The following is a 22,132-nucleotide window of genomic DNA, read 5'->3' as shown; positions in this document are numbered from 1 at the left end:
CCGTTATTTGATCGGGTCGTGAACCGTGACCAGACGGCTGCCATCGGTAAAAATCGCTTCCACCTGAACGTTGGGGATCAGGTCGCTCACACCCTCCATGACGTCATCTTTGGTCAGTACTTTGCCCGCCTCGGTCATGACGTCTTCCACCGACTTGCCATCCCGTGCCCCTTCAAGCGCCGTGACGGTAATAATTGAAACGGCCTCGGGAAAGTTCAACTTCAAACCACGCGCCTTGCGTCGCAGTGCCACGTCCGACAAGGTGTAAATCATCAATTTGTCGATTTCTCTCGGGGTGAGCTGCATAAGCCCTCCTATTCACAGTGCGCTTAATCGTTAAGTTTCAATGTGCCGGTCAGACGGACAAACCCTTGTTTCAACATTCGGTAACGGGCAAGGATGCAACGGGTTGAATGTGGCGCAGGGTTTCTTCACGCGGTAATGGTTGTATTCAACACAGCGGGTATCACGCAGGCGGTTGTCTTGCAGTGTTGATGCAGGGCGACCGTTCTCGGGGTGCTATTGAACGTGAGCACGTTGTGTGACGCGTACACTGAGCACGTTGCCACGGGGCGACGCATCAGGTGTTTAAACGTATGGGTGTGTTCAGTGGTCATGGGCTCTTCCGTTCAGTTCCATCAAGACGGGCGCGATCAGAGCGTAGACGATAATTTTGCAGCGATGAACAACTACCAGGCAGGGAAAAAGGCCGCACAGGACCACTTGACGAATATTAAAAGCGTATCAAATTTATATAATTGCTTTAAAAACAGTAGTTTATGGTGATTTTATTATGGGGTTTGGTGGGTTTTAGAGATGTTATTTGGCCATGTGGCAGGTAAAAATCTTCATGTTCGCGGCTCTTTTTTCATATTTAGTTGTAGGTATTTTCCTGTCTGAATGTAGTCTTTGTATCGGTATTCGATAATGTGTCGCGACGTGCTCACCCTCGGATGTGCCGCACTGACGCTCAATGGTCCGCAGGCGGCTCGTTGTTTTTAAACAAGTGTTTATGTCCCGGATGGTAAAGCGCCGCGTGCAGTTGATCGTTCAATTCAGCCAGTTGTTTGAGCATTTCAAGGCTGAGCCATACATAGGCATAAAAAGGCGTTTCTATTTCTTTGTCGCTAATACTCTTAAGTGCCAACTCGCGTAACTGGTGCGAACTTTTACGTAACTGTGAACTGATTTCGTTATCGCCAATGCCCATGACTAATTTGTTTTGTAACGATTGCAAGGCCAACGGTATAAGGCGGTGCAAGTCACTTAAGGCCGGTTCGTTTTTAATCAATAAATGATTTTCGCGGGAAGACCAGTACGCATCGATCATCAGAATCAGTGTGGAGACCACATTGCGGTGCAACGTTTGCAGGCCATTGAAAACGTCCTGCTTGAGGTGGCTTTCGTTGCTTGCGGCGACGATGTAACTGCGCAACTTGACCACCGCGTCCAGCTCATCTTTGAGTGTGTCGTCCAGGTGGGGGCGCTCCAGCACCTGCGGCGAAAAGTAGGCTTCATACAGGTCGTTGAGTGTGCCCATGCTCTGGCTGAATTTGATGCGCAGGTCGGTGTAGGCCCGTTGCGGATAGATGCTGGTGAAGATCAGCGCCAGTATCGAGCCGGCCATGACATAAGCGCTGCGCAACACCGCGGCGTCCATGTCATTGGGGGCCGAACAACTGACCACGGCCAGGGTCGCGCCAATCAGCAGCGCCATGTAGGGGTGTTTGCCCAGGGTCAGGTAGCCGCACGCGAACATCACCACCGCGCACCACAGCAGCATCGCGGGGAATGAATACATTTCCAGGTACAGCGCCACCAGCCCCGACAGGGCGCCGATCACCGTACCGCCGGTTCGTTGCACGGCCCGTGAGAACACATTGCCCCAGTACGGCAGCGGGCCCATCACGATCAGCATGGTAATCAAGGCCCAGGAGGCGTCTTCGAGCTTGAACCAGCGGATCCCCGCGAAGGTGATTAAAAACGCCAGGCTGATGCGGGTCGCGTGAATCCAGCGGTAATAGCGACAGGCCAACTGTTCCAGCGTCGAGATCTTTTTGCCCAAGTGCATGTCGCCTCCCACCCATGATCCGCAATGGGCTGTGAGCCTAGTTCAAGGGCGGGCAGTCCTCCACACGCGCCGGGCGTGGCCATGCCGGTTGCAGATGGCACGTTCTGTATTTCCTATGGCCGGGGCCGCGTGTACAGCGCATAAGATGACGCCAACTGGCCCAAAAAAATAAATGAGGAAGTGCTGATGAATGCTGTCCAGGCACCGCTGACCCGCCCACCCTTGCCCGCGTCGTTACTGCAATCGTTGCAGGCGCTGTTGGGCCCCCGCTTGTCGACGTCTGCCAGCGTGCGCGAACACCATGGTAGCGACATTTCGTCTCTGGGCCCGATACCGCCGGATGCGGTGGCGTTTGTGCAGAGCCTGGACGAGATCGTCAGTGTTTCCCGGCTGTGCCATGCCCATGACGTGCCGATGATTCCGTATGGCAGCGGCACCTCGCTCGAGGGCTGGTTGCAAGCGGTGCAGGGCGGGGTGTGCATCGACGTGTCGGGGATGAATCAGGTGCTGGAAATTCGCCCGGACGACATGGATGTCACGGTGCAGCCCGGCGTCACCCGCAAACAGCTGAATGCGGCGTTGCATGGCACCGGTTTGTTCTTCCCGATTGATCCGGGTGCGGATGCCTCGCTGGGGGGCATGGCGTCCACCCGGGCCTCGGGCACCAATGCGGTGCGTTACGGCACCATGCGCGAGAACGTGCTGGGCATGACCGCCGTGCTGGCCGATGGCCGGGTGATTAAAACCGGCGGCCGGGCACGCAAGTCGTCGGCCGGCTACGACCTCACGCATTTGCTGGTGGGCTCGGGCGGCACGCTGGCCACGTTTGCCGAATTGACCGTCAAACTGCACCCCTTGCCGGAAGCCATTTCAGCGGCGATTTGCACCTTCCCCACGGTGGACGATGCGGTGCGCACGGTGATTCAGACCATCCAGCTCGGGGTGCCGATTGCCCGCATTGAGCTGATCGACGCCCTGACGGTGCGAGCCATCAACGCCTACAGCCACACCGATTTGCGCGAAGCCCCGTCGTTGTTTTTCGAGCTGCACGGCTCCGAGTCCGGGGTCAAGGAACAGATAGAAACCGTGCGCATGGTGGCCGATGAACACGGCGGGCAGGACTTCGAATGGGCCGTCAACCCGGAGGACCGCACCCGCTTATGGCAGGCGCGGCACGATGCCTACTTCGCCTCGGTGGCGCTGCGTCCGGGGTGTCGCTCGTTGACCACCGATTCGGTGGTGCCGATCTCGCGCTTGGCCGAGTGCATTGAAGCCACGGCTGCCGACTTGCACGCAAACGGCTTGCTGGCACCCATTTTTGGCCATGTGGGCGATGGCAATTTCCATGCGCTGATACTGGTGGACCCCCATGACGCGGACGAAGTGGCCCGTGCCGAGGCGGTCGCCCATCGTTTGGCCGAGCGCGCGATTGCCTGTGAAGGCAGTTGCACCGGCGAGCACGGGATTGGCCTGACCAAGCGCGATTACATGGCCGTTGAACACGGGCAAAACGCGGTGGATGTGATGCAGTCGATCAAGCACGCGCTGGACCCGAAAGGGCTGATGAACCCCGGCAAGATTTTCCGGCGCGATTAACACGACGCGTGGGCGCGCTGCTCGCCGGGATTGTCAGGTGACGCTGCAATCGCGGCGTGTATAGAATCCGCGGCATGGAAATTCGTCAGCTCAAGTATTTCGTCGCCATTCTCGACAACGGCAGCCTCAGTGGGGCGGCCCGCGACGTGTTTGTCGCCCAGTCCGCCCTGAGCAAGCAGATCCTCGACCTTGAGAAAGAGCTGGGGGTGCAACTGTTGCACCGCAGCCACAGCGGTGTGACGGCCACCGCGCCGGGCAAGGTGTTTTACGAATACGCCCAGGGCATCCTCAAGCACCTGCAGGACGCCCGCAACGCGGTACTGGATTCGGCGCAAGCGGTCAGCGGCCCGGTGGTGGTAGCGTTGCCGCAGAGTGTGGCCAGCCCGTTGGCCTTGCCGTTGCTGCGCGAGGTGGCGACGCGCTACCCGCAAGTGCGGCTGAACCTCAATGAAGAGCTGACCGGCAACCTGTTCGAGCAGCTGTTGTACGGGCGTATCGATCTGGCGCTGTTCACCGATGCCGAGCTGCCGCCCGAGATCGCGTTCACCCCGTTGCTCGAAGAAGACTTCTACTGGCTGTGCGCGCCCGCGGATGACCCGTGGCCTGCCGGTGAGGTGCTCGACCTGGAGCAGGCGTTTGCCCGGCCGCTGGTCTGGCCGGGCGCGGCCCACGGCCATTGCACGCGGGCGATTGTCGAGCGCGTGGCGGCCCGCCATGGCGTGTGTGCGGCGCCTCCCGCGCTGGAAGTCAATTCGGTACACATCCTCAAAAGTGCAGTGCAAGCTGGGCTGGGCCCGACCTTGATGCCGCTCAACCTGGCCCGTCGCGAGCTTGAAGAGGGGCGCCTCACCGCCCACCGCGTCGATTGCCCGGCGCTGTATCGCACGCTGGGCATCTGCGTGTCGACCCGCATGCCGCCGACCCCGGCGCGTGAGGCACTGGCCGCGCTGATCGGGGAGGTGGTCAACCGCATGGGTGAGCAGGGGCAATGGCCCGGCAGTCGCCGGTTGAGCAACGGGCCGACCTGACGCTCAAGGGCGTTGCGCCGCCGCGACAGGTGCTGCGCTGCGCAGGTCGAGTCTGGCCTTGGGCACGCACAAGCCCAGCGCGCCGCCCATCACCAGCACGGCCGCCATCATGTACATCGCCGCTTGAGTGCTGCCAGTGAGCTGGGTCATCCAGCCCACCACGATGGTGGCGAAGAAGCCCGCCACGTTGCCCATCGAGTTGATCAAGGCAATCCCGGCGGCCGCCGCCGCGCCGCCAACCACGGCGGTCGGCATGCCCCAGAACACCGGCAGGCTGCTGATCATTGCCGCGGTGCCGACCGTCAGGCCGATCATGGCCAGCCACAGGTTGTCACCCAACAAAGTGCCGAACAGCACGCCGGCCGCGCCGAGGGTCGCGCAGATCGCCACGTGCCAGCGGTACTCGTGATGGCGGTCAGAACTGCGGCCCACCAGCACCATTGCCACGGCGGCTGCGGCAAAGGGAATGGCCGACAACAGGCCGATCACCCACGGTTGGTCGATGCCGCTGTTGCGGATGATGGTGGGCATCCAGAAGCTGATGATGTACTGGCCCATCACCAGGCAAAAATACACCGCGCCCAACAACCAGATTTTTGGGTTAAGCAGCCCCTCGCGCACCGAGTGCCCCTGTTTGCCCTGGTTGTCGCGGTCAATCGCGGCTTGCATACCGCGCTTTTCGGCTTCGCTCAGCCAGCTGGCGTCGGCAATCCGGTCGCGCAGCAGGCAGAACACGGCCATGCCCAGAAACACGGCCGGCAAGCCTTCGATCACGAACAGCCATTGCCAGCCGGCGTAACCGGCCACGCCGTTCATGTACTGCATGATGTAGCCGGAAATCAGCGACCCCAGCAGGTTGGAAATCGGCAGGGCGCAGATAAACAGCGCCACCATCACCCCGCGCCGGTGTCCGGGAAACCAGGTGGTGAGGTAGAAAATAATGCCGGGGAAGAACCCCGCTTCAGCCACGCCAATCAGAAAGCGCAGCGCGTAAAAACTCCAGGGGGTCTGCACGAACATCATGGCGGCGGACAGCAAGCCCCAGGTCACCATGATCCGCGCGATCCAGCGCCGGGCGCCGAAGCGGTGCAGGGCGATGTTGCTGGGCACTTCAAACATCAGATAGCCGATGAAAAATATCCCGGCGCCCAACCCGTACACGGCCTCGCTGAACGCCAAGTCATCGAGCATTTGCAGCTTGGCAAACCCCACGTTGACACGGTCCAGATAGGCCACCAGAAAGCAGACCATCAACAGCGGCATGACGCGCCACGCGGTTTTACGATAAGCCCCGTCCAGTGCCTGATCGTCGGGGTCAGGGTGTTGCGCAGGAATGTGATTCATCTCAAGCCCTTTTTTGTTATCGCGCGCCTGAGCACGGGCGTGGCCAGGCATCTTTTTAGGGAGGTGCAAAGGGACTCTACGGTCGTGGGACGATTCGCACAATCGGCGGTTTAAGTTCCGCGCAGGAAAAGTTCAGGCACGACAAAGGCGGCAGAAAAGACCAGCAGACAGGGGGAGGCTGAGCAAGCGGGCGTAAAAAAGGCCATTACCATCATGGGGATCCGGTAATGGCCAACTATCTCAACCAAAGAGAGCGTCAGGACTGACCTGACGGACGAGAATGTATCAATGGGCCACTTAGTTAGCTAGCTAAGGAGGCGCGAAACAGTTTTACCTGATGCGCAACAATGGTGCGTTTTCGAGCACGGGATGGACACCGCGGGCGGTCTGGAACTGTTCACGTCAACGCTTAGGCGCTAACCTTCGGCCCCATGCACATACCTGACATGAATTTACTGGTTGCCCTCAACGTGCTGCTCGAAGAGGGCTCGGTGGTGGGCGCTGCGCGGCGCATGAACCTCAGCGCCCCGGCCATGAGCCGCACCCTGACGCGCATCCGCGACGCCCTGAATGACCCTATTTTGGTGCGCTCCGGGCGCGGGCTGGTGCCTACGCCGCGTGCACTGGAGTTGCGCGAGCAGGTGCGTGGCGTGGTGGAACTGGCGCACGGGGTGTTTACCCAGAGTCAGAACAGCGACTTGAGCCAGTTGGACCGCACCTTCAGCATCCGCGCCAACGATGTGTTCTTCGGGGTCTATGGCGGTGCGTTGCGCCGGCAAATGGCGCTGGAGATGCCCAATGCCGCGCTGCGGGTGGTGCCCGAAGGGTTTACCGACGATGAAGCCCTGAGTGAAGGGCGGATCGATCTGGCCATCGGTGCCACGCTACCGGTGAGTGCGGACCTCAAGGTGCAGCGGCTGTTTACCTGCCCGTTTGTGGGGCTGGCGCGCGAAGGGCATCCGATTTTCGATCAGGCCATCACCGCGCAGCGATTTGCCGGGTACGACCACATCAGCGTCTCGCGCCGGGGCCGCGCCCGTGGGCCGATTGATGCAGTGCTGGCCGAAATGGACCTTGAGCGTCGGGTGCTGTTCACCACGCCGACGTTCTATTCCGCGATTTTTGCCTTGGCCAATTCGGAGCTGATCCTGCCGTTGATGCCCCAATTGTTGCTCAAAACCCTCGAACCCCTTGGCCTCAAGCTGCGGGCCTTTGAGCTGCCCATCCCGTTGAAACCGGTCGAAATCACTCAGGCGTGGCACCCGCGGCTCGATAACGATCACGCCCACCGCTGGCTGCGACGCACCCTCAAAACCCTGTGCGATAACGCCACGGCGTAAATCGCGGTGGTGGATTGCGTTTGCTGCAATCCAGACGTGCCGAGAGATCAATTTTTATAACGGTTTGTGCTGATTAAACTTTTCGTCATCTTTAAAGGTGACGGAGTCAGCCATGTACGGCGGTGTTAACAGTGCGCGGGTGTGCGCGGCGGGAGCTGGACAGTGACGGCGTTGAACGTCGGTGTGCCCACCGCCCCGGCAGCGGCCCCGGCCATCAGCGCGGCGTTTGGCCTGCGGATTTTCACCGGGCTGGTGGGTGTGCTGTTGGCGGTACTGGTGTCGGGCTTCAACGAAAACGTCACCAAGGTGGCGATGCCGGATATTCGCGGCGCGATGGGCATCAGTTATGACGACAGCACCTGGCTGCTGGCGGTCTATTCCGCGACCTCGATCAGCGCCATGGCCTTTGCGCCGTGGTGCGCGGCCACGTTTTCCCTGAGGCGTTTCAGCCTGTGTGCGATCGGTGCTTTTTTGCTGCTGGGCATCCTCTGCCCGTTGGCCCCCAATGTCGAGGTGCTGATGCTGTTGCGCACCCTGCAAGGCTTCGCCGGGGGCGCTCTGCCGCCGATGCTGATGTCGGTGGCGCTGCGGTTTTTGCCGCCGGGGATTCGCCTGTACGGATTGGGCAGTTACGCGCTGACCGCCACGTTTGGCCCCAGTTTTGGCACGCCGCTGTCGGCCTGGTGGGTGGAATACGCCGGGTGGCAATGGGCGTTCTGGCAAATCATTCCGTTGAGCCTGCTGGCCATGGCCTGTGTCGCCTGGGGCTTGCCGCAGGACCCGCTGCGCCTTGAGCGTTTCAAACAATTTGACTGGCGCGGCCTGCTGTTGGGGCTACCGGGGTTGATCATGCTGGTGCTGGGGCTGGAACTGGGTCAGCGGATGAACTGGTTTGAGTCGTCGATGATCCGGGTGTTCATCGTCGGCGGGCTGGGACTGCTGGTGCTGTTTTTCATCAATGAGTGGTCGCACCCGCTGCCGTTTTTCAAGTTGCAGTTGCTCAAGATCCGCAACCTTGCGCATGCGTTGATCACCTTGGGCGGGGTGCTGTTCGTGCTGCTGGCGGTGATCAAGATTCCGTCTGCGTATCTGGCACAGATCCAGGGTTACCGACCGTTGGACACCGCGCCGGTGATGCTGCTGGTGGCGGTGCCGCAATTGATCGCGCTGCCATTGGTGGTCGCGCTGTGCAACCTGCGTCGGGTGGATTGCCGATGGGTGTTGGCCATCGGCCTGGCCTTGTTGGCGCTGGCCTGCGGCCTGGGTTCACAGGTGACGTCGGTGTGGAATCGCGACAATTTCTACGCGCTGCAAGCGATTCAAATCATTGCCCAGCCCATGGCGGTGATCCCGCTGTTGATGCTCGCCACGGGCAGCCTGAACCCGGCGGACGGGCCGTTTGCGTCGGCCTGGTTCAACACGGTCAAAGGGTTCGCGGCCATGGCGGCGGGCAGTTTGTTGCAGGTGCTCACCGTCAACCGCGAACACTTTCACTCGATGATGCTGGTGGACCGGCTCGGCAATTCGCCGTGGGTCAGCGACAGCGCCGATCTGGCGCACCGCGTGCACCAGCAGGCGATGGTGCTGACCTCGTCTGACCTTTACCTGTGCATGGCCGGTCTGGCCGTGCTGCTGATCGTTTTAATCCCTTTCGGCCCGACGCGGATTTACCCGCCACGGGCCGCACGCTGAACCTGTGTGGAGTCATGAAATGAGTACAACAAGTGCGCGCACGCCTGTGCTGAAGGCCGGGCTGGGACTGCTGGCGGTCGTGGTGCTGTATGGCCTGTGGCGGCTGGTGTTTGGCACCACCGGGGTGCAAAGCACCAATGATGCCTTCGTGAGTGCTGACTTCACGCTGGTGGCGCCGAAAGTGGCGGGGTTTATTGACGAGGTGCTGGTGCAGGACAATCAGCCGGTCAAGGCGGGCCAGTTACTGGCGCGCATCGACCCGCAGGACTACCAAGCTGAGGTTCAGGCAGCCCGGGCCAACGTGGCCACAGCGCAGGCGCAACAGGCCAATGCACTGGCCATGATGGAGCGTCAGCGGTCGCTGATCGAGCAGGCCAACGCCACGGTGGACGCGGATCTGGCACAGGTGGAGTTTGCGGCCCATGAGTTGCAGCGCTACGAACACCTGGCCGGGCAGGGCGCCGGGACGCTGCAAAATTCGCAGCAGGCCAAAAATCGCTCGCAAACGGCGCGGGCGTTGTTGGCGCAACACAAGGCCGCGCTGGAGGCGGCGCGTCAGCAAACCCGCGTGCTGGTGGCCGAACACACCGCCGCCCAGGCTTCGGTGCAACACGCCCAGGCCGTGTTGGCGCGCGCCGAACTGGACTTGTCGCACACCCGCGTGGTGGCTCCCTTTGATGGGGTGGTCGGGCGTCGCAGCCTGCGGCTTGGGGCCTACGTGAAGCCCGGCGACACGGTCATGGCCGTGGTGCCGCTGGCGCAGGCCTATGTGGTGGCCAATTTTCTGGAAAACCAATTGACCCGCATGAGCCCTGGCCAGCGGGTGACCATCAACGTCGATACCTTCCCCGGAGAAACCCTGCTCGGCACGGTAGAGAGTATTGCCCCGGCCACGGGCGTGACGTTTTCGGCCATCGCGCCGGACAACGCCACGGGCAACTTCACCAAGGTGGTGCAACGGGTGCCGGTGAAAATCGCCCTGGATCCCCATCAGCCGCTGGCCAGCCAACTGCGCTTGGGCATGTCGGTGGACGCGGCCATCGACACGGCCTCGACCCCGGCCGAACAGGTGAGTGCGCGATGAAGCTCGGTGGATTGGCCTGCGCCGTGGCCGGTTACTGCGCCTTGAACCTGACCGGTTGCGTGATGGGCCCGGACTATCAGACTCCAACCACGCCGCTGGCCGCCCATTGGGCGCTCACGCCCGGTGAAGCGGGGCACAGCCGGGCCGTTGAAGGGGAGGTCGACCCGCGTTGGTGGGACCGTTTTGGTGATGCGCACCTGTCGGCGTTGGTGCGTGACGCGCTGCGCAGTAATTTCGACCTGCAACGGGCCGCCAGTCGGCTTGAGCAAAGCCGCGCCCTGCGTCGCCAGATTGCGGCCGATTCACTGCCAGCGGTGGACGCAGGGCTGGAGTACAGCCGCGGCCGTAATAGTCAGCGGGGCTTGAACGACCCGTCGGGCCGCAGCGGTAAACAGGCGTTCAACCTGTGGAACAGTGGCCTGGGGTTCAGTTGGGAAGCTGACCTGTGGGGGCGCGTCAAACGTTCAGTGGAGGCGGCCGACGCCTCGGTGCGCATGGCCAAGGAAGACCGGCACGGCGTGCAATTGCTGGTGATCCGGCAAACGGCGCAGCAGTACATCCAGTTGCGCGGTACCCAGCAGGCGCAGGCGGTGGTGGAGCAGAACCTGAAGATTGCGCAACGCACGCTGGAGCTGACCCAACTGCAAGTGCAGGAGGGCGTCGCCACGGATTTGGAAGTGTCTGAAGCCGCCTCGCAAGTGGCCGAGATGCAAGCGCGCCTGGCGCCGTTGCAGCAAAACAGCGCGCAGTTGATCAATGCCCTGAGCCTGTTGCTGGGCAAGGCGCCGCGTGCCTTGCAGGCGCAATTGGCACCCCCTGGGCAAGTGCCGTCGTACCAGGGCGATGTACCCATTGGTGTGCCGAGCGAGCTGGCGCAACGTCGCCCGGACATCCGCGGGGCGGACGCGCACTTGCACGCCGCAACGGCGTCCATAGGTGTGGCCCGGGCCGATTTTTATCCGCGCATCACGCTATCCGGCAACCTCGGGTTTCAAGCCCTGCAGTTGTCGGATCTGGGCAGTTGGGGCTCGCGCAGTTTTGCGTTCGGGCCCGGCCTGAGTCTGCCGGTGTTCGAAGGCGGGCGGTTGCAGGGGGCGTTGCAGTTGCAGGAAGGGCGTCAGCAAGAGGCGGCGGTCCAGTATCAGCACACCGTGCTACGCGCCTGGCATGAGGTGGATGATGCGCTGGTGGCGTATCAGGCCAGCCAGCAGCGACGCGACAGTCTGCAGCAGGCCGTGCGGCACAGCCAGCGAGCGCTGGACAGCGTGCACCAGCAATACGCACAGGGCACGGTGGATTTCCTTAACGTGATGACCGTGCAAAACGCGTTGTTGGCCAACGAAGCGGCGTGGGTAGACAGCACCGCGGCGGTGTCGCTGTCGCTGGTGGACGTGTATGCCTCGCTGGGCGGTGGCTGGGAGGCATCGGCCCCGGCGCGGCGCTGAGGTCGGGGTTGAAGAACCGGGGTGTGGATTTGCTATGCTCGCGCCCCTGAGCGCAGCGTCTGTTGAGGCGTGCCCCCTTCCTACTGAGCGTATTTATGCCTGCTGATACTCAAGCCCCTTCGGTGCGATTTTCCCGGTCCGACTACCGGACCCTTGGCCTGGCGGCCTTGGGCGGGGCGCTGGAAATTTACGATTTCATTATTTTTGTGTTTTTCGCCCTGACCCTCAGTCAGCTGTTTTTCCCGCCGGACATGCCCGAGTGGCTGCGCCTGCTGCAAAGTTTCGGCATTTTTGTGACCGGCTATCTGGCGCGTCCGCTGGGCGGAATTCTGATGGCGCACTTTGCCGACCATTTGGGGCGTAAACGGGTGTTCAGCCTCAGTATTTTGATGATGGCGCTGCCGTGCCTGCTGATCGGGGTCATGCCCACCTATGCCGACATCGGGTATTTCGCGCCATTGATTCTGTTGGCGCTGCGCATCCTGCAAGGTGCAGCGGTGGGGGGCGAAGTGCCCAGTGCCTGGGTGTTTGTGGCCGAGCATGCCCCGGCAGGTAGACGCGGGTATGCGCTGGGCTTCTTGCAGGCCGGGCTGACCTTCGGCTATTTGCTGGGCGCCCTGACCGCCACGTTGCTGGCGCAGGTGTTTACCCCGGCCGAAATCCTTGATTACGCGTGGCGTTTTCCGTTCCTGCTGGGCGGGGTATTCGGGGTCATTGGCGTGTGGTTGCGCCGCTGGCTGAGCGAAACCCCGGTGTTTCTGGCGCTGCGCGAACGCAACGAGGGCAGGGCGCCGTTCCCGCTGCGCACGGTGCTACGCGACCATCGAAGTGCCTTGCTGCCAGCGGCATTGCTGACGTGTGTGCTGACCAGTGCGGTGGTGGTGTTTGTGGTGATTACCCCGACCGTCATGCAGCAGCGCTTTGGCATGGACGCCCGTCACACCTTTGCGCTCAGCAGTCTGGGGATCGTGTTCTTGAATCTGGGCTGTGTGCTGGCCGGGTTGATCGTGGACCGCATCGGTGTGTGGCGCAGTATCGTGCTGTACAGCCTGTTGCTGCCGCTGGGCATTGGCTTGCTGTACGCCAGCCTGGTGGGGCAGTGGGCCTTGCCGGGCCTGGCCTATGCGTTTGCCGGGCTGACCTGCGGCATCGTCGGGGTGGTGCCGTCGGTGATGGTGGGGTTGTTTCCCGCACCGATTCGGGTGTCGGGGATTTCCTTCACCTACAACATCGCTTACGCACTGTGGGCCAGTACCACGCCCCTGTTGCTGATTGCGCTGATGCCGTGGAGCCCGTGGGTCTGCGTGGCGTTCTGCGCCCTCATGGGACTGGTCGGTTTGCTCACGGCACGCGGGTTCGGGTTTGCACGCGGCCTTCAGGTGGAGCAGCGATTGCTGGCGAGCGTGCAGCGTTAGGACGTAATGATTGCTGGGCATAATGGGAAGCATTACTATTCGCGCCCCGCCTTCGCAGCCCATGGCAATGACCCATAAGCCGCCCCGTAAAACGGGCTTTTTTGAACATTACGAAGAGTTGATTGGCACCTGGACTCGCCGCCTGCGCAATCGTCAGCAGGCACAGGACCTGGCCCATGACACGTTCGTGCGCGTGCTCGAAACCGATTCGGCCACGGTCGAGCAGCCGCGTGCCTATCTGCATCAGACCGCCCGCAATATTGCGGTCGACGACTTTCGCCGCGCAGAACGCCGCGACGTCAAGGAACGGGCAACCATGGCCCCTAGCGCGTCGGAGACAGGCGACCCGGAGCAGTTCATGCGTGCGTTGCAGTTGGCCGAGTCGGTCGAAAGGGCCTTGCAGGAGTTGCCCCTCAACTGCCGCAAGGTGTTTGTGTGGCAGAAGATCGAAGGGCTGACCCAGGCCGAAATTGCCGAGCGGCTGGGGCTGACCAAAAACATGGTGGAAAAATATATGATCCGCACCCTGCGCCATTTGCGTGAACGCGTGGAGGCTCCGTGATCCGCTCAACTGGCGAGTGTGATCGTCCCACCACCGACCCAGAGACGCCGGGCGCGGGCGACCATGCCTGCGTGCGCGAGGCTGCCGCCACGTGGTTTGCGCGGGCGCAAGCGGGCAGCCTGACGGCCGGGCAGCAGCGCGAGCTGGCCGCCTGGCGCGGGCAAGACCCACGCCATGAAGCCGAGTACCAGTGGTTGTTGAACATGTGGTCGGCCCTCGACACACTGCCTGCGTCGCGCTTGCAGACCCTGTGCGCAACCCCGTCAGCGCCGCTCAGGCGGCGCGGTCTGTTGCGTTATGGGTTGGCGGCCAGCCTGATGGCGCTTGCGGCCGGGGCCGGTTTTTGGGGGTATCAACTGTCCTCATCGTCTTATCAGGCGGCCTTTGCCACTGCGCCGGGGGAACGGCGCGTAGTGACATTGCCCGACGGCTCCACCCTCGAACTCAACAGCCGCAGCCGGGTGCAGGTCAGTTTCGAGGCTGACCGACGCCATGTGGACTTGAGCGAAGGCGAAGCCATGTTCAGCGTGGCCCATGACAGCGCCCGACCGTTTGTGGTGCAGGCGGGTCCGGGGCAGATCACGGTCACCGGGACCCGCTTTGATGTCCGCCGCGATGGCGAGCAGGCGCGGGTGGCCGTTGAGTCGGGCCATGTGCAGGTGCAGGGCGTCGACCCGCAGACCCGGGTCAACCTGACGGCCGGTCAGGGCACACAGGTAAGTGCCCAGGGGCACGTCGCGGCGGTGCAGGCTGTGAACGCTCAGGCACTGACGGCCTGGCGCAAAGGCCAACTGGTGTTTGATAACGCGACCCTCGGTGAAGTGGCGGCCGAAGTGTCGCGCTATCGCGCACAGCCGTTGCAGGTGAGTAGCCCTGCGCTGGCGCAGTTGCGTGTGTCCAGTGTGTTCAAGGTGGATGACACCGACGCACTGCTCAGGGCATTGCCCAAGATCCTGCCGGTGGCGATTCGCGCCCGCGAAGACGGCAGTCAGGAAATAATTGCCCGCTGAATTCAGGTTTTTTTTGAGTTCTTCGTCTTCTTGAACAACTGAGACTGGTTTGCATTAACAGTCGCACTTCAGATGCGATCAATAGGGCAAGACTCGACGTGAAAAATAACAAGCTTCGTGGGCGCTTCTCTTCGTTCAACTGCGCTTTGAGTACCCCGCCTCGTGGTGGCTGGGCGCGCTGGCTGCCCTTGGCACTGGCGCTGGCCGTCAATGCTGCTCTGCCTGTTGCAGCCGCCGGGGAGGACACATCCGGCGCCATTCACATTCAGGCCCAGCCGCTGGCAAGTGCGTTGAGCCAATGGGCCCAACAGACCGCCTTGCAGGTGTTTTTCAACCCGGACATGGTGGCGGGCAAACAGGCGCCTGCGGTGAACGGCAAGCTGTCTGCGCAAGAGGCGCTGGCGCAACTGCTGCAAGGCAGCGGCTTGAGTTACGCCCTGGACGGTGATGCCGTGACCCTGGGTGAAGCGCCGTTCAGCCATGCCTCGTCAGCCAGCGGCACCCTTGAACTGGCCCCGCTGGATGTGAAAGTGGTGGGCGACTGGCTGGGCGATGCCAATCAGGCGGTGGTGCAAAACCACCCGGGCGCCCGCACCGTGGTGCGCCGCGAAGCGATGGTCGAACAAGGGGCAATGAATGTGCGCGATGTGCTCAAGGGCATCCCCGGCGTTCAAGTGCAGGATTCCAACGGCACCGGCGGCAGTGATATTTCCCTGAACGTGGGGGGGCGCGGCCTGACCTCGCGCCTGTCGCCACGCTCCACGGTGCTGATTGACGGCATCCCGGCGGCCTTCGCGCCCTATGGCCAGCCGCAGTTGTCGATGGCGCCGATTTCGCAGGGTCTAGTGGTTTCTAATAATTGTGATCTAGGTCGCCAAAGGTGCGGGGGATGGCATTGGTGAGCATTAGATGCCGCCAAACAGGTGTGAGCTTTGCACTTGTTTGGCGAGAAAAATAATTTTTCTATGCTTTTGGAAGATTTAGTTGGCTGATTGTTTGTTTCTATATTGTCGTCTGCTTAGCTCTCTAAGTCCGCCAGATATTAAGGCTGTGCAAAGTGCAACAAAAGTAGTAAGTAATAAATTTTGTTTGATTTTTCCTGAGTACGGAAGTTCTGTTGTTATAATTTCGGACGGCTGAGTGGTCGAGGATTTAGATGCGGTTTCTACAATGTCCAATAATTTAGAATTCGCAGTGTCTGTAATCTTCAAAAACTCTATATATTTAATGAGGTTTTTTTCTTGTGTTTGATATATTTTTTTTTGGTTAGAAATTATTTCCTCTACTGTTAGTTTTACGTTTTTTATGGATTGTTCACGGTCTTCATTGGTTGATGAAATATTAATTATATCGGTATTTTTTATTGCGGTTATAGTAGCGTTATTTGAATATTTATAGGCTATTTCTTCTGGGCGTTCTAGCAGGGCTACAGTGTTGGAGTTTAGACTTACGCTTTTGCCGATAGTTACGTTTGAAGTGCTCTTGTATAATGTAGGTCTCGTTGTCGAATATGTAATACCTACTACAAAGACTATAAGGAAAACAATTGAAATTAATTTGATTTGTCGGATAAAAAAAGCATAGACATCAAAAAGAGAGATTTCTTCATTTAAATTTTCATTTGCTCTCATTTTTAATATCCTACAGTTACATGTAAGAGAGCAGCGATGCTTGCTGTTAGAGCCAAGATTAAAAATAATATGAAAATTTTTGCCCCTATAGTATATTTTACCTTATGGTGCTGGGTGCTGGGTGCTGGGTGCTGGGTGCTGGGTGCTGGGTGCTGGGTGCTGGGTGCTGGGCATTAGTATATCCTTATTTTAGTAGCTGTTTTGATTTTTAGTCGAAGTCGAAGTCGCTTAATATTCTACATTATTAGGCTTTAAATCGCAATGTAGAAAATCGACGTTGATTATCCTTGCGAGGTTGGCCGTTTCAATATGTAAAAAATGCAAATCTGCTCAGTGTTTTTTGTTTGACTATTTCATGGTGCCTTACGTTGTTGTGTTAATAACAAAATTCCAAATGGTATGGTTGATTAATGAGGAAGTCAATGGCCAGCGACATTATGATAAATAGAGAAAGGAGCATTTCAAAAAGTGTAAAGCTCGTTTGATTTTTTTAGAATTTTCGTCATGATTTTTATTTATGTTGTTATATTTAATATAACCTAAAACAAAAACAATAAAAGAGTGGTTGTAGTGTGGTGTGATAGATAATGGTTCGGAGGTATATCCTTGAACCTATGGCTGCTTAGCTCAACGAAAAGATAGGCGGTATTTTCTACTCTATGGGAGTAGGATATATGTCCGTGAAGGTCATTATTTGGTTTAAAGATACAAGTATGTATCGTGGCAGGACACATAGTGGTTGTAAATTCCTACGGTGTAGGAATGTGTATATCCGCAAAGCGAAAAATAGCTTCACGGGTATAAGTATGTAAAGTGGGGCTTTACATGTATTTATAGTTTAATGTCCAGCTTTTCGATAATGGATTGCTTGTATTCGTCGGCTTCAATGTCTATTTTTATTTTTGCTTCTTTCCACTGTTCTTCATAAAGGTCTTGCCATCGTGCTACTAAGGAATGGATAATCATATCAAGGTTTTGTTGTTTTACACTGTTCCCGCTTCTTGCAAACTCCTTGATTAGAACATCATTGGATATTGATTTGCAGCCTGAAAATGCTGCTATTAGCTTTTTAGCGAGGCTTGAGGTCATTCGTATCTCATGAAGCTCATCCATTTCTATTATTTTTACGAACATAATTAAAAATTTTTGACGCTCACGTCTTTTAAATCCACCAACCATACCGCCTATTTTTCCTGCATATTCCATCCTGTTCATAATTAGAGCTCCTATGTTGTTATAATACCAATACCATAGGGTTTTGATATGTCAATGCTTAGGGGATATATCTCCGAACCTATAACATTACTTCGGGGATATACGTTGTAGGAAATTGGATATTCTGATTTTTAAATTTCTAACGTGACCGATACCCCACCTTTTTGTGTGAAATTCATTTGAGAGCGATTTTTGAGTTTTGGCAGTGTCATTTTTTGATCTGCTTCGTGGCAAAAGTCAACTAAGTGATTTAAGTAGGGTTGAACCCTATTTGATGATTAAGGTTGGATGTTATATTTATTTTCATTTTGCTATTGACAAGGTATTTTGCTGTAAGTAAGCCATAATTCAATGGTTATGAAAAATTAAATATCTAAAAAATTCGATAAAAACGTTAAATTTCACGACAGTTTTTTCAAGAAAATAACTTTTTGAAAAAGTCGATTTTTGGTTACTGCCCCTAATCGCTTTCGGGATATTTAGGCTCATCAGCCCAGTGAGTGATATTCACCCATTTTGATGAATTTTTATGAATTTTGAAAAGTGCGAAATTTTCATCAGGAGAGAAATTTGATATGTATGTATACATACATATAGGTTAGGGGATATATCTCCGAACCTATGGAAGTATTGGGTTGAGTGGTTAACGCTGTTTTGGACTGTTTTTGATATAGACTTTTTACACTAACCATAATGCTGCGAGGTGTAACGCATTTGGCTATTTTAGGAGTGGAGTGGTGTGGCTTGGTGTCGTTGTATCAAAGGAGTGGAAGAAGGCCGATTTTGACCAACTCCGTGTGTTATATCGCTATCGGTGGTGCGGTGTATGTATATGTGGGGGATACGGGGAGGAAAGGGAAGGGGTGGGCGGGGAGGGAGAAGAAACACCCTCACCGGGTGCTATTATCTGATATAGGCTATTTGCACTAATTATAATGCTATGTTCATTGCTTCCAGTAGAACACGGTTCTACGGCTTACATTTAATTTCTTCATGACTTGCTGAATAGACGTCCCTGCTTCAAGTAAAATAATCCCTTGCTCTCTTTTAGTTTTGCCTTTTGCAGTACCGCCTTTCTTACCTCTTATGGCCTGTATTCTGCTTGTGTGGGTTCTGGCGACATAATCATCAAAGGTTCCACGGTTAAAGTTTCTATGCGTCCATTTGGCTACGCTCTTTGCCGTATGTTTAACCTCGGATGTGTCCAAGGGTGTGGAGAAATTGACGTTGTAGCCTGTGGCACGGTCTAGGCAAGCGTTTAGCCATTGGTTGTAGTCGGGCCAGCCTTGGCGGATGGCTTTGTATGCCCACGCCCTTAACTCATCGAAAAGCATACAGTTGCGACCCAAGCCGTAATCCTCTACGGGCTTCTGTTTGGCCTTTTCCGGGGTTAGGTCGATGTAGTCGGCCAAGTCGTCCAATGTGTATGGATCGGCCTGCCATTGGGTCACTATCCAGTGGGAATTGATCGGGTTCTTACAGATCAACCCGGAATAGCCTCTGTCTGCTCCTAAACGGTTACGCAATCCTGCCTCGATAGCCGCAGCGTAGCGTAAAGGGGCGGTTTTGCCGTCCATAGCCGTTCGGACAGGGGTTTGTAGCAGGTAGAGTAGGTGAGCGTGCCCATTGGCTGGATTTCGAGCTATTAGGTTCGGAGTTGGTGCCCCTACGTTGTCCCAGTGCATACCGGCATCGGTTCGGTCTAAGTCAAACACCATCCAATATCTATGCGTAGGCCCATTGGGCTGAACAAGTCGTGCAAGTTTTGCTTTTTCTTTTTTATTGATTTTTAAGCCACTGACTAAATCGTCTGTGTGATAAGGTCTCTTTGGTAAGTAGTCCTCAAATAGTTTTACGCATCCCATTGTTATCCTCTTCTAATAGTTATTTAGAAAAAGAAAACCTTGGGAGATGACTTGACAATAATTTTTATGATGATTAAATGGTTGTGTTGATTGGAGTTTTTAAAATTTTATTGTAGTATCATTCGCCACCTTCCCCAAGGTGGTTTTCTTTTTCTGCTCCTTTCAAGTTGCCACACTTTCGAGCTTTGTCAAACTTGAATACTAAAAAGCCCGTATTGCTGCGGGGTTTTTATTGAATGGGTTTTGTTATTGATAAGGGTCTTGAAATGGGCTTGGGGGCTTAGGTTTTAGAAGCCTTCTTTTTCTTGCTTGCTTCGCCTGCTCCGCTTCTTCCTTTTCAAATTCTACTATTTGCTTGCTGGTGAATGTGTCAGATGCCCAAAGTTTTACTTTGTCGGTAAATCCTAATGCGGCTTGCGTATCGTCCAAGCCTTGTTCTTTGAGTTGTTCGGCAACGTTGAATAGATAGTCCTTTCGTTTCTCTTTGCCCAAGCGACTAGCCATTTCATACGTGTTTTCTCTTAATCTCTTATAGTATTGCTCTGGGTTCTCGTCGAGCCTACGGGCTTCAAGTAGTCGATCCACCAAAATATCAAAACGTTTCATCAAAGGCTCAAGCTCTTCCTCGTATGCCTTGATTGCTTTTTCCAAGATGGTTTTTCTGCTGGTGTCCTCTTTAATTTTCTTGCGTAGTTCCTTCAATTCTTTTGTCATTCTGGATTTCATGGTTTTGAAATTAGATGACAGCTCTGCAGTCTTTGTGGTTTTTACCGTTATTTCGTCGTCTAATTTCTGCTTTTGACTATCTAGCTCGGCATTTTCTTTTCTCTGCTCGCTGGCCTGTATTTCTAAGCTCTGTATGGTTGCTTTGTAGTTGCTAGCCGTTCCTTGTAGGTCTTTTATCGTGGTGTTAAGTGTGACGACAGTAGCCCTTTGCTCGATAAGTTTGACCTCCTTACTGGTTAGTTCTTGCTGCAGCTTTTCTAGCTGTCTGGTGTAATAGTTGTGGCTTCGCTCACTTTTCGGTTTTTTGGCTTCCTTTTCAATAGGGCTTAAATATTCGGTGTTTTCCTTTGTTTTAGGTAGGAATTTGGCTTGCAAGCCATATGCAGCGGCTAATCCGTTAAAGTGTTCGTAAAAGGCCGCCTGCATTACTTTTGACTTCCATGATTCGCGTTCTCGGATAAATCTATGGTTTTGCTTTTCTTCGCTACGGTTGGGCAGTTTGAAGTCTTCTAGTGTTGGCGGCTCAGATATTTTTTCAAGGTGAGCTTTATTCCTCGCGTAGTATTGTGATGCGAATTCAAATTCTTGAGCGGAAAAATCATATTTCCCCGTCTTCTCATTTTGAAGGTCAAGAAACGCATGAACGTGGTTTGTTGTTTCGTCCAGATGACTGAATGAGAAAAGCATCTTGTTGTTCGGGAAATTTTTTTGATAAAACTGATGCATGGCTTTCTGCAAAAGGTCTGTGTAAGCCTTAGTTATTGCCAGTTTATTAGGTTCAGGGATTACAAGGATGATTTCTTTAACCCTATTGACCGTCCTTGATACGGCTCGATCTGGTGCGTTTTGTTCGATCTCTCGCTTCTTGGTGGTGTAGTTCTCTAAAAGGTCGATACGTTGGGATATACGGCTGATTTTGTGCTGGTTGAGTAGGGCGGCGTAGTCTCCGACTACCAGCGGCCTTTCTCCTTCTATTACCGATGTGACGTATTCTTTTATCTCAGTCGGTTCGGTTGCGTTGATGAATTTGACCAGCTTCGATTTTAGTTTTCGGAGCTTTTCTTTTTCTGCTGCTATCTCGTCAGTCGCTTCTGTTGCTTTGAGTTTGGTTTGTAGTTGGTCGTTGAAGTCAGCCAGTAATTGCTCTGCCAATTCTCTTGTTAATATCTGTTCAATACCACCTACAATGGCGACATTTGGGTGGTCTGGATTGGGGTTGAATTCAAAGTCGTCATACTCGTTTTGGTCCAGTCTAAGCGAGTGCCTCAACGAACTGTCCAACCCCTTCAGGTTGGAGTAGTTTCGATCTCTTTTAGTCAGTGTGATTGTCTGCAGATTGGTGTCATTCATTTTATCCTCAGTAGTGGGTTGGTCTTTGCTCTTGGCTTTTGCTTCTGTCATGCCGACTAGGCACCTGTGTTAACCGTAACATCTTTTGCGTAGCAAAAGTGGGATGGTTAACATAGCAGGTATGCTCTAAATGGCTTCTTTTGAAAATTGAACCATATATATATTGAACCACATAAAAAATGTATATCAAGCATGATGGTGTAGGTGGTTTTGTATGGGGGTGTTGGTTGGGTGTGTGCGTGCGGTATAGTAATCTATATTATAGTTATCTGGTTTGTATGATATCTATATATAGAAAACTAAAGACGTGTGTGGGTGCGTGCGTATATATGAGGCGTATGCAGGGGAGTGCATTATGCGAAAGGTTTTTTTAAAAATCCTCTTTTGGAGAAAGTAAAAAGCTATTCTGGTAATTTAAAGCATGATACCTTTTGTTTTTGCTCTGGATTTTAACGTGTAACGCCTTGGTGTATTAATGTGTAACCCCTCCAATTTTTGGTTTATTAGAGGGGCTTACGTTTATTTTATGATGTGGGAGAGGTCTGGTATTCCAAATGGCGTTAGTGGAGCTTTTTGTTTGAAAAATTGATGGGTATAAAGATTAAAGTCTTTTTCACCTTTTATACGAATGTTGAATCGCCCCTAGTTTCGTAGACACCTCCAAGCCTTAAAATGAGGCCCATTAGGAGGTGCCATGAGCAACCAGCGTTATCCCGAAGAATTCAAAATCCAGGCGGTCAAGCAAGTGACCGAAAAGC

At 55.4% G+C, this 22,132-nt stretch carries 16 protein-coding genes and 1 pseudogene; 10 read left to right on the top strand and 7 right to left on the bottom strand.

Annotated features, from left to right (window positions below):
* Positions 1 to 3: 3 nt before the first annotated feature.
* Both TU74_RS20065 and TU74_RS20060 read right to left on the bottom strand, forming a co-directional pair.
* Positions 4 to 306 carry an urease subunit gamma gene (locus TU74_RS20065; RefSeq protein WP_047275719.1) on the bottom strand — a complete coding sequence of 101 codons (303 nt, stop codon included), beginning with the start codon at positions 304 to 306 and terminating at the stop codon, positions 4 to 6.
* Between the two features lie 664 nt (positions 307 to 970).
* Positions 971 to 2,071: an FUSC family protein gene (locus TU74_RS20060; protein ID WP_048377448.1), complete on the bottom strand. Its 1,101-nt coding sequence runs from the start codon at positions 2,069 to 2,071 to the stop codon at positions 971 to 973.
* 186 nt (positions 2,072 to 2,257) lie between these two features.
* Between TU74_RS20060 and TU74_RS20055 the strand changes: the two genes are divergently transcribed.
* Positions 2,258 to 3,667: an FAD-binding oxidoreductase gene (locus tag TU74_RS20055; RefSeq protein WP_047275715.1), complete on the top strand. Its 1,410-nt coding sequence runs from the start codon at positions 2,258 to 2,260 to the stop codon at positions 3,665 to 3,667.
* Between the two features lie 74 nt (positions 3,668 to 3,741).
* Complete coding sequence (locus TU74_RS20050; RefSeq protein WP_048377447.1) at positions 3,742 to 4,695, top strand: LysR family transcriptional regulator; 954 nt, start codon at positions 3,742 to 3,744, stop codon at positions 4,693 to 4,695.
* A 3-nt stretch (positions 4,696 to 4,698) separates the two neighbouring features.
* Here the strand turns inward: TU74_RS20050 and TU74_RS20045 are convergent, their stop codons facing one another.
* On the bottom strand, positions 4,699 to 6,039 hold the full coding sequence (locus TU74_RS20045) for an MFS transporter (protein ID WP_048377460.1): 1,341 nt from the start codon (positions 6,037 to 6,039) through the stop codon (positions 4,699 to 4,701).
* A gap of 431 nt (positions 6,040 to 6,470) precedes the next feature.
* On the opposite strand from TU74_RS20045, the gene TU74_RS20040 reads away from it, so the two are divergent.
* From TU74_RS20040 to TU74_RS20005, 8 genes and pseudogenes are all read left to right on the top strand, one after another.
* Positions 6,471 to 7,379, top strand: coding sequence for a LysR family transcriptional regulator (locus TU74_RS20040; RefSeq protein ID WP_047275712.1), 909 nt, complete (start codon positions 6,471 to 6,473; stop codon positions 7,377 to 7,379).
* A 162-nt stretch (positions 7,380 to 7,541) separates the two neighbouring features.
* Positions 7,542 to 9,071 carry an MFS transporter gene (locus tag TU74_RS20035; protein WP_048377446.1) on the top strand — a complete coding sequence of 510 codons (1,530 nt, stop codon included), beginning with the start codon at positions 7,542 to 7,544 and terminating at the stop codon, positions 9,069 to 9,071.
* A gap of 19 nt (positions 9,072 to 9,090) precedes the next feature.
* Positions 9,091 to 10,155, top strand: coding sequence for an HlyD family secretion protein (locus TU74_RS20030; RefSeq protein WP_047275708.1), 1,065 nt, complete (start codon positions 9,091 to 9,093; stop codon positions 10,153 to 10,155).
* Positions 10,152 to 11,600 carry an efflux transporter outer membrane subunit gene (locus TU74_RS20025; RefSeq protein WP_048377445.1) on the top strand — a complete coding sequence of 483 codons (1,449 nt, stop codon included), beginning with the start codon at positions 10,152 to 10,154 and terminating at the stop codon, positions 11,598 to 11,600. Before TU74_RS20030 ends, TU74_RS20025 begins: the two co-directional genes overlap by 4 nt.
* Before the next feature lie 95 nt (positions 11,601 to 11,695).
* Positions 11,696 to 13,015 carry an MFS transporter gene (locus TU74_RS20020; RefSeq protein WP_048377444.1) on the top strand — a complete coding sequence of 440 codons (1,320 nt, stop codon included), beginning with the start codon at positions 11,696 to 11,698 and terminating at the stop codon, positions 13,013 to 13,015.
* A gap of 67 nt (positions 13,016 to 13,082) precedes the next feature.
* Complete coding sequence (locus TU74_RS20015; RefSeq protein ID WP_048377459.1) at positions 13,083 to 13,577, top strand: sigma-70 family RNA polymerase sigma factor; 495 nt, start codon at positions 13,083 to 13,085, stop codon at positions 13,575 to 13,577.
* Positions 13,578 to 13,648: 71 nt separating this feature from the next.
* On the top strand, positions 13,649 to 14,587 hold the full coding sequence (locus TU74_RS20010) for a FecR family protein (protein ID WP_048377458.1): 939 nt from the start codon (positions 13,649 to 13,651) through the stop codon (positions 14,585 to 14,587).
* 146 nt (positions 14,588 to 14,733) lie between these two features.
* Positions 14,734 to 15,429 (top strand): annotated as a pseudogene (locus tag TU74_RS20005) (STN domain-containing protein); the annotation flags it as partial.
* Between the two features lie 138 nt (positions 15,430 to 15,567).
* Here the strand turns inward: TU74_RS20005 and TU74_RS24260 are convergent.
* From TU74_RS24260 to TU74_RS19990, 4 genes are all read right to left on the bottom strand, one after another.
* Complete coding sequence (locus TU74_RS24260; RefSeq protein WP_157315198.1) at positions 15,568 to 16,218, bottom strand: hypothetical protein; 651 nt, start codon at positions 16,216 to 16,218, stop codon at positions 15,568 to 15,570.
* 831 nt (positions 16,219 to 17,049) lie between these two features.
* Positions 17,050 to 17,433, bottom strand: a complete 384-nt coding sequence (locus TU74_RS20000; protein WP_048377442.1) for a hypothetical protein — start codon at positions 17,431 to 17,433, stop codon at positions 17,050 to 17,052.
* A gap of 944 nt (positions 17,434 to 18,377) precedes the next feature.
* Positions 18,378 to 19,298, bottom strand: a complete 921-nt coding sequence (locus tag TU74_RS19995; protein WP_048377441.1) for a replication initiation protein — start codon at positions 19,296 to 19,298, stop codon at positions 18,378 to 18,380.
* 246 nt (positions 19,299 to 19,544) lie between these two features.
* Positions 19,545 to 21,425 (bottom strand): coiled-coil domain-containing protein, encoded by a 1,881-nt coding sequence (locus TU74_RS19990; protein ID WP_048377440.1) that lies wholly within the window; start codon positions 21,423 to 21,425, stop codon positions 19,545 to 19,547.
* Positions 21,426 to 22,132 lie beyond the last annotated feature (707 nt).

Source organism: Pseudomonas lundensis (assembly GCF_001042985.1).
In the GTDB taxonomy this organism is placed as follows: domain Bacteria; phylum Pseudomonadota; class Gammaproteobacteria; order Pseudomonadales; family Pseudomonadaceae; genus Aquipseudomonas; species Aquipseudomonas lundensis.
This window is presented reverse-complemented; position numbering and strand designations above follow the sequence as displayed.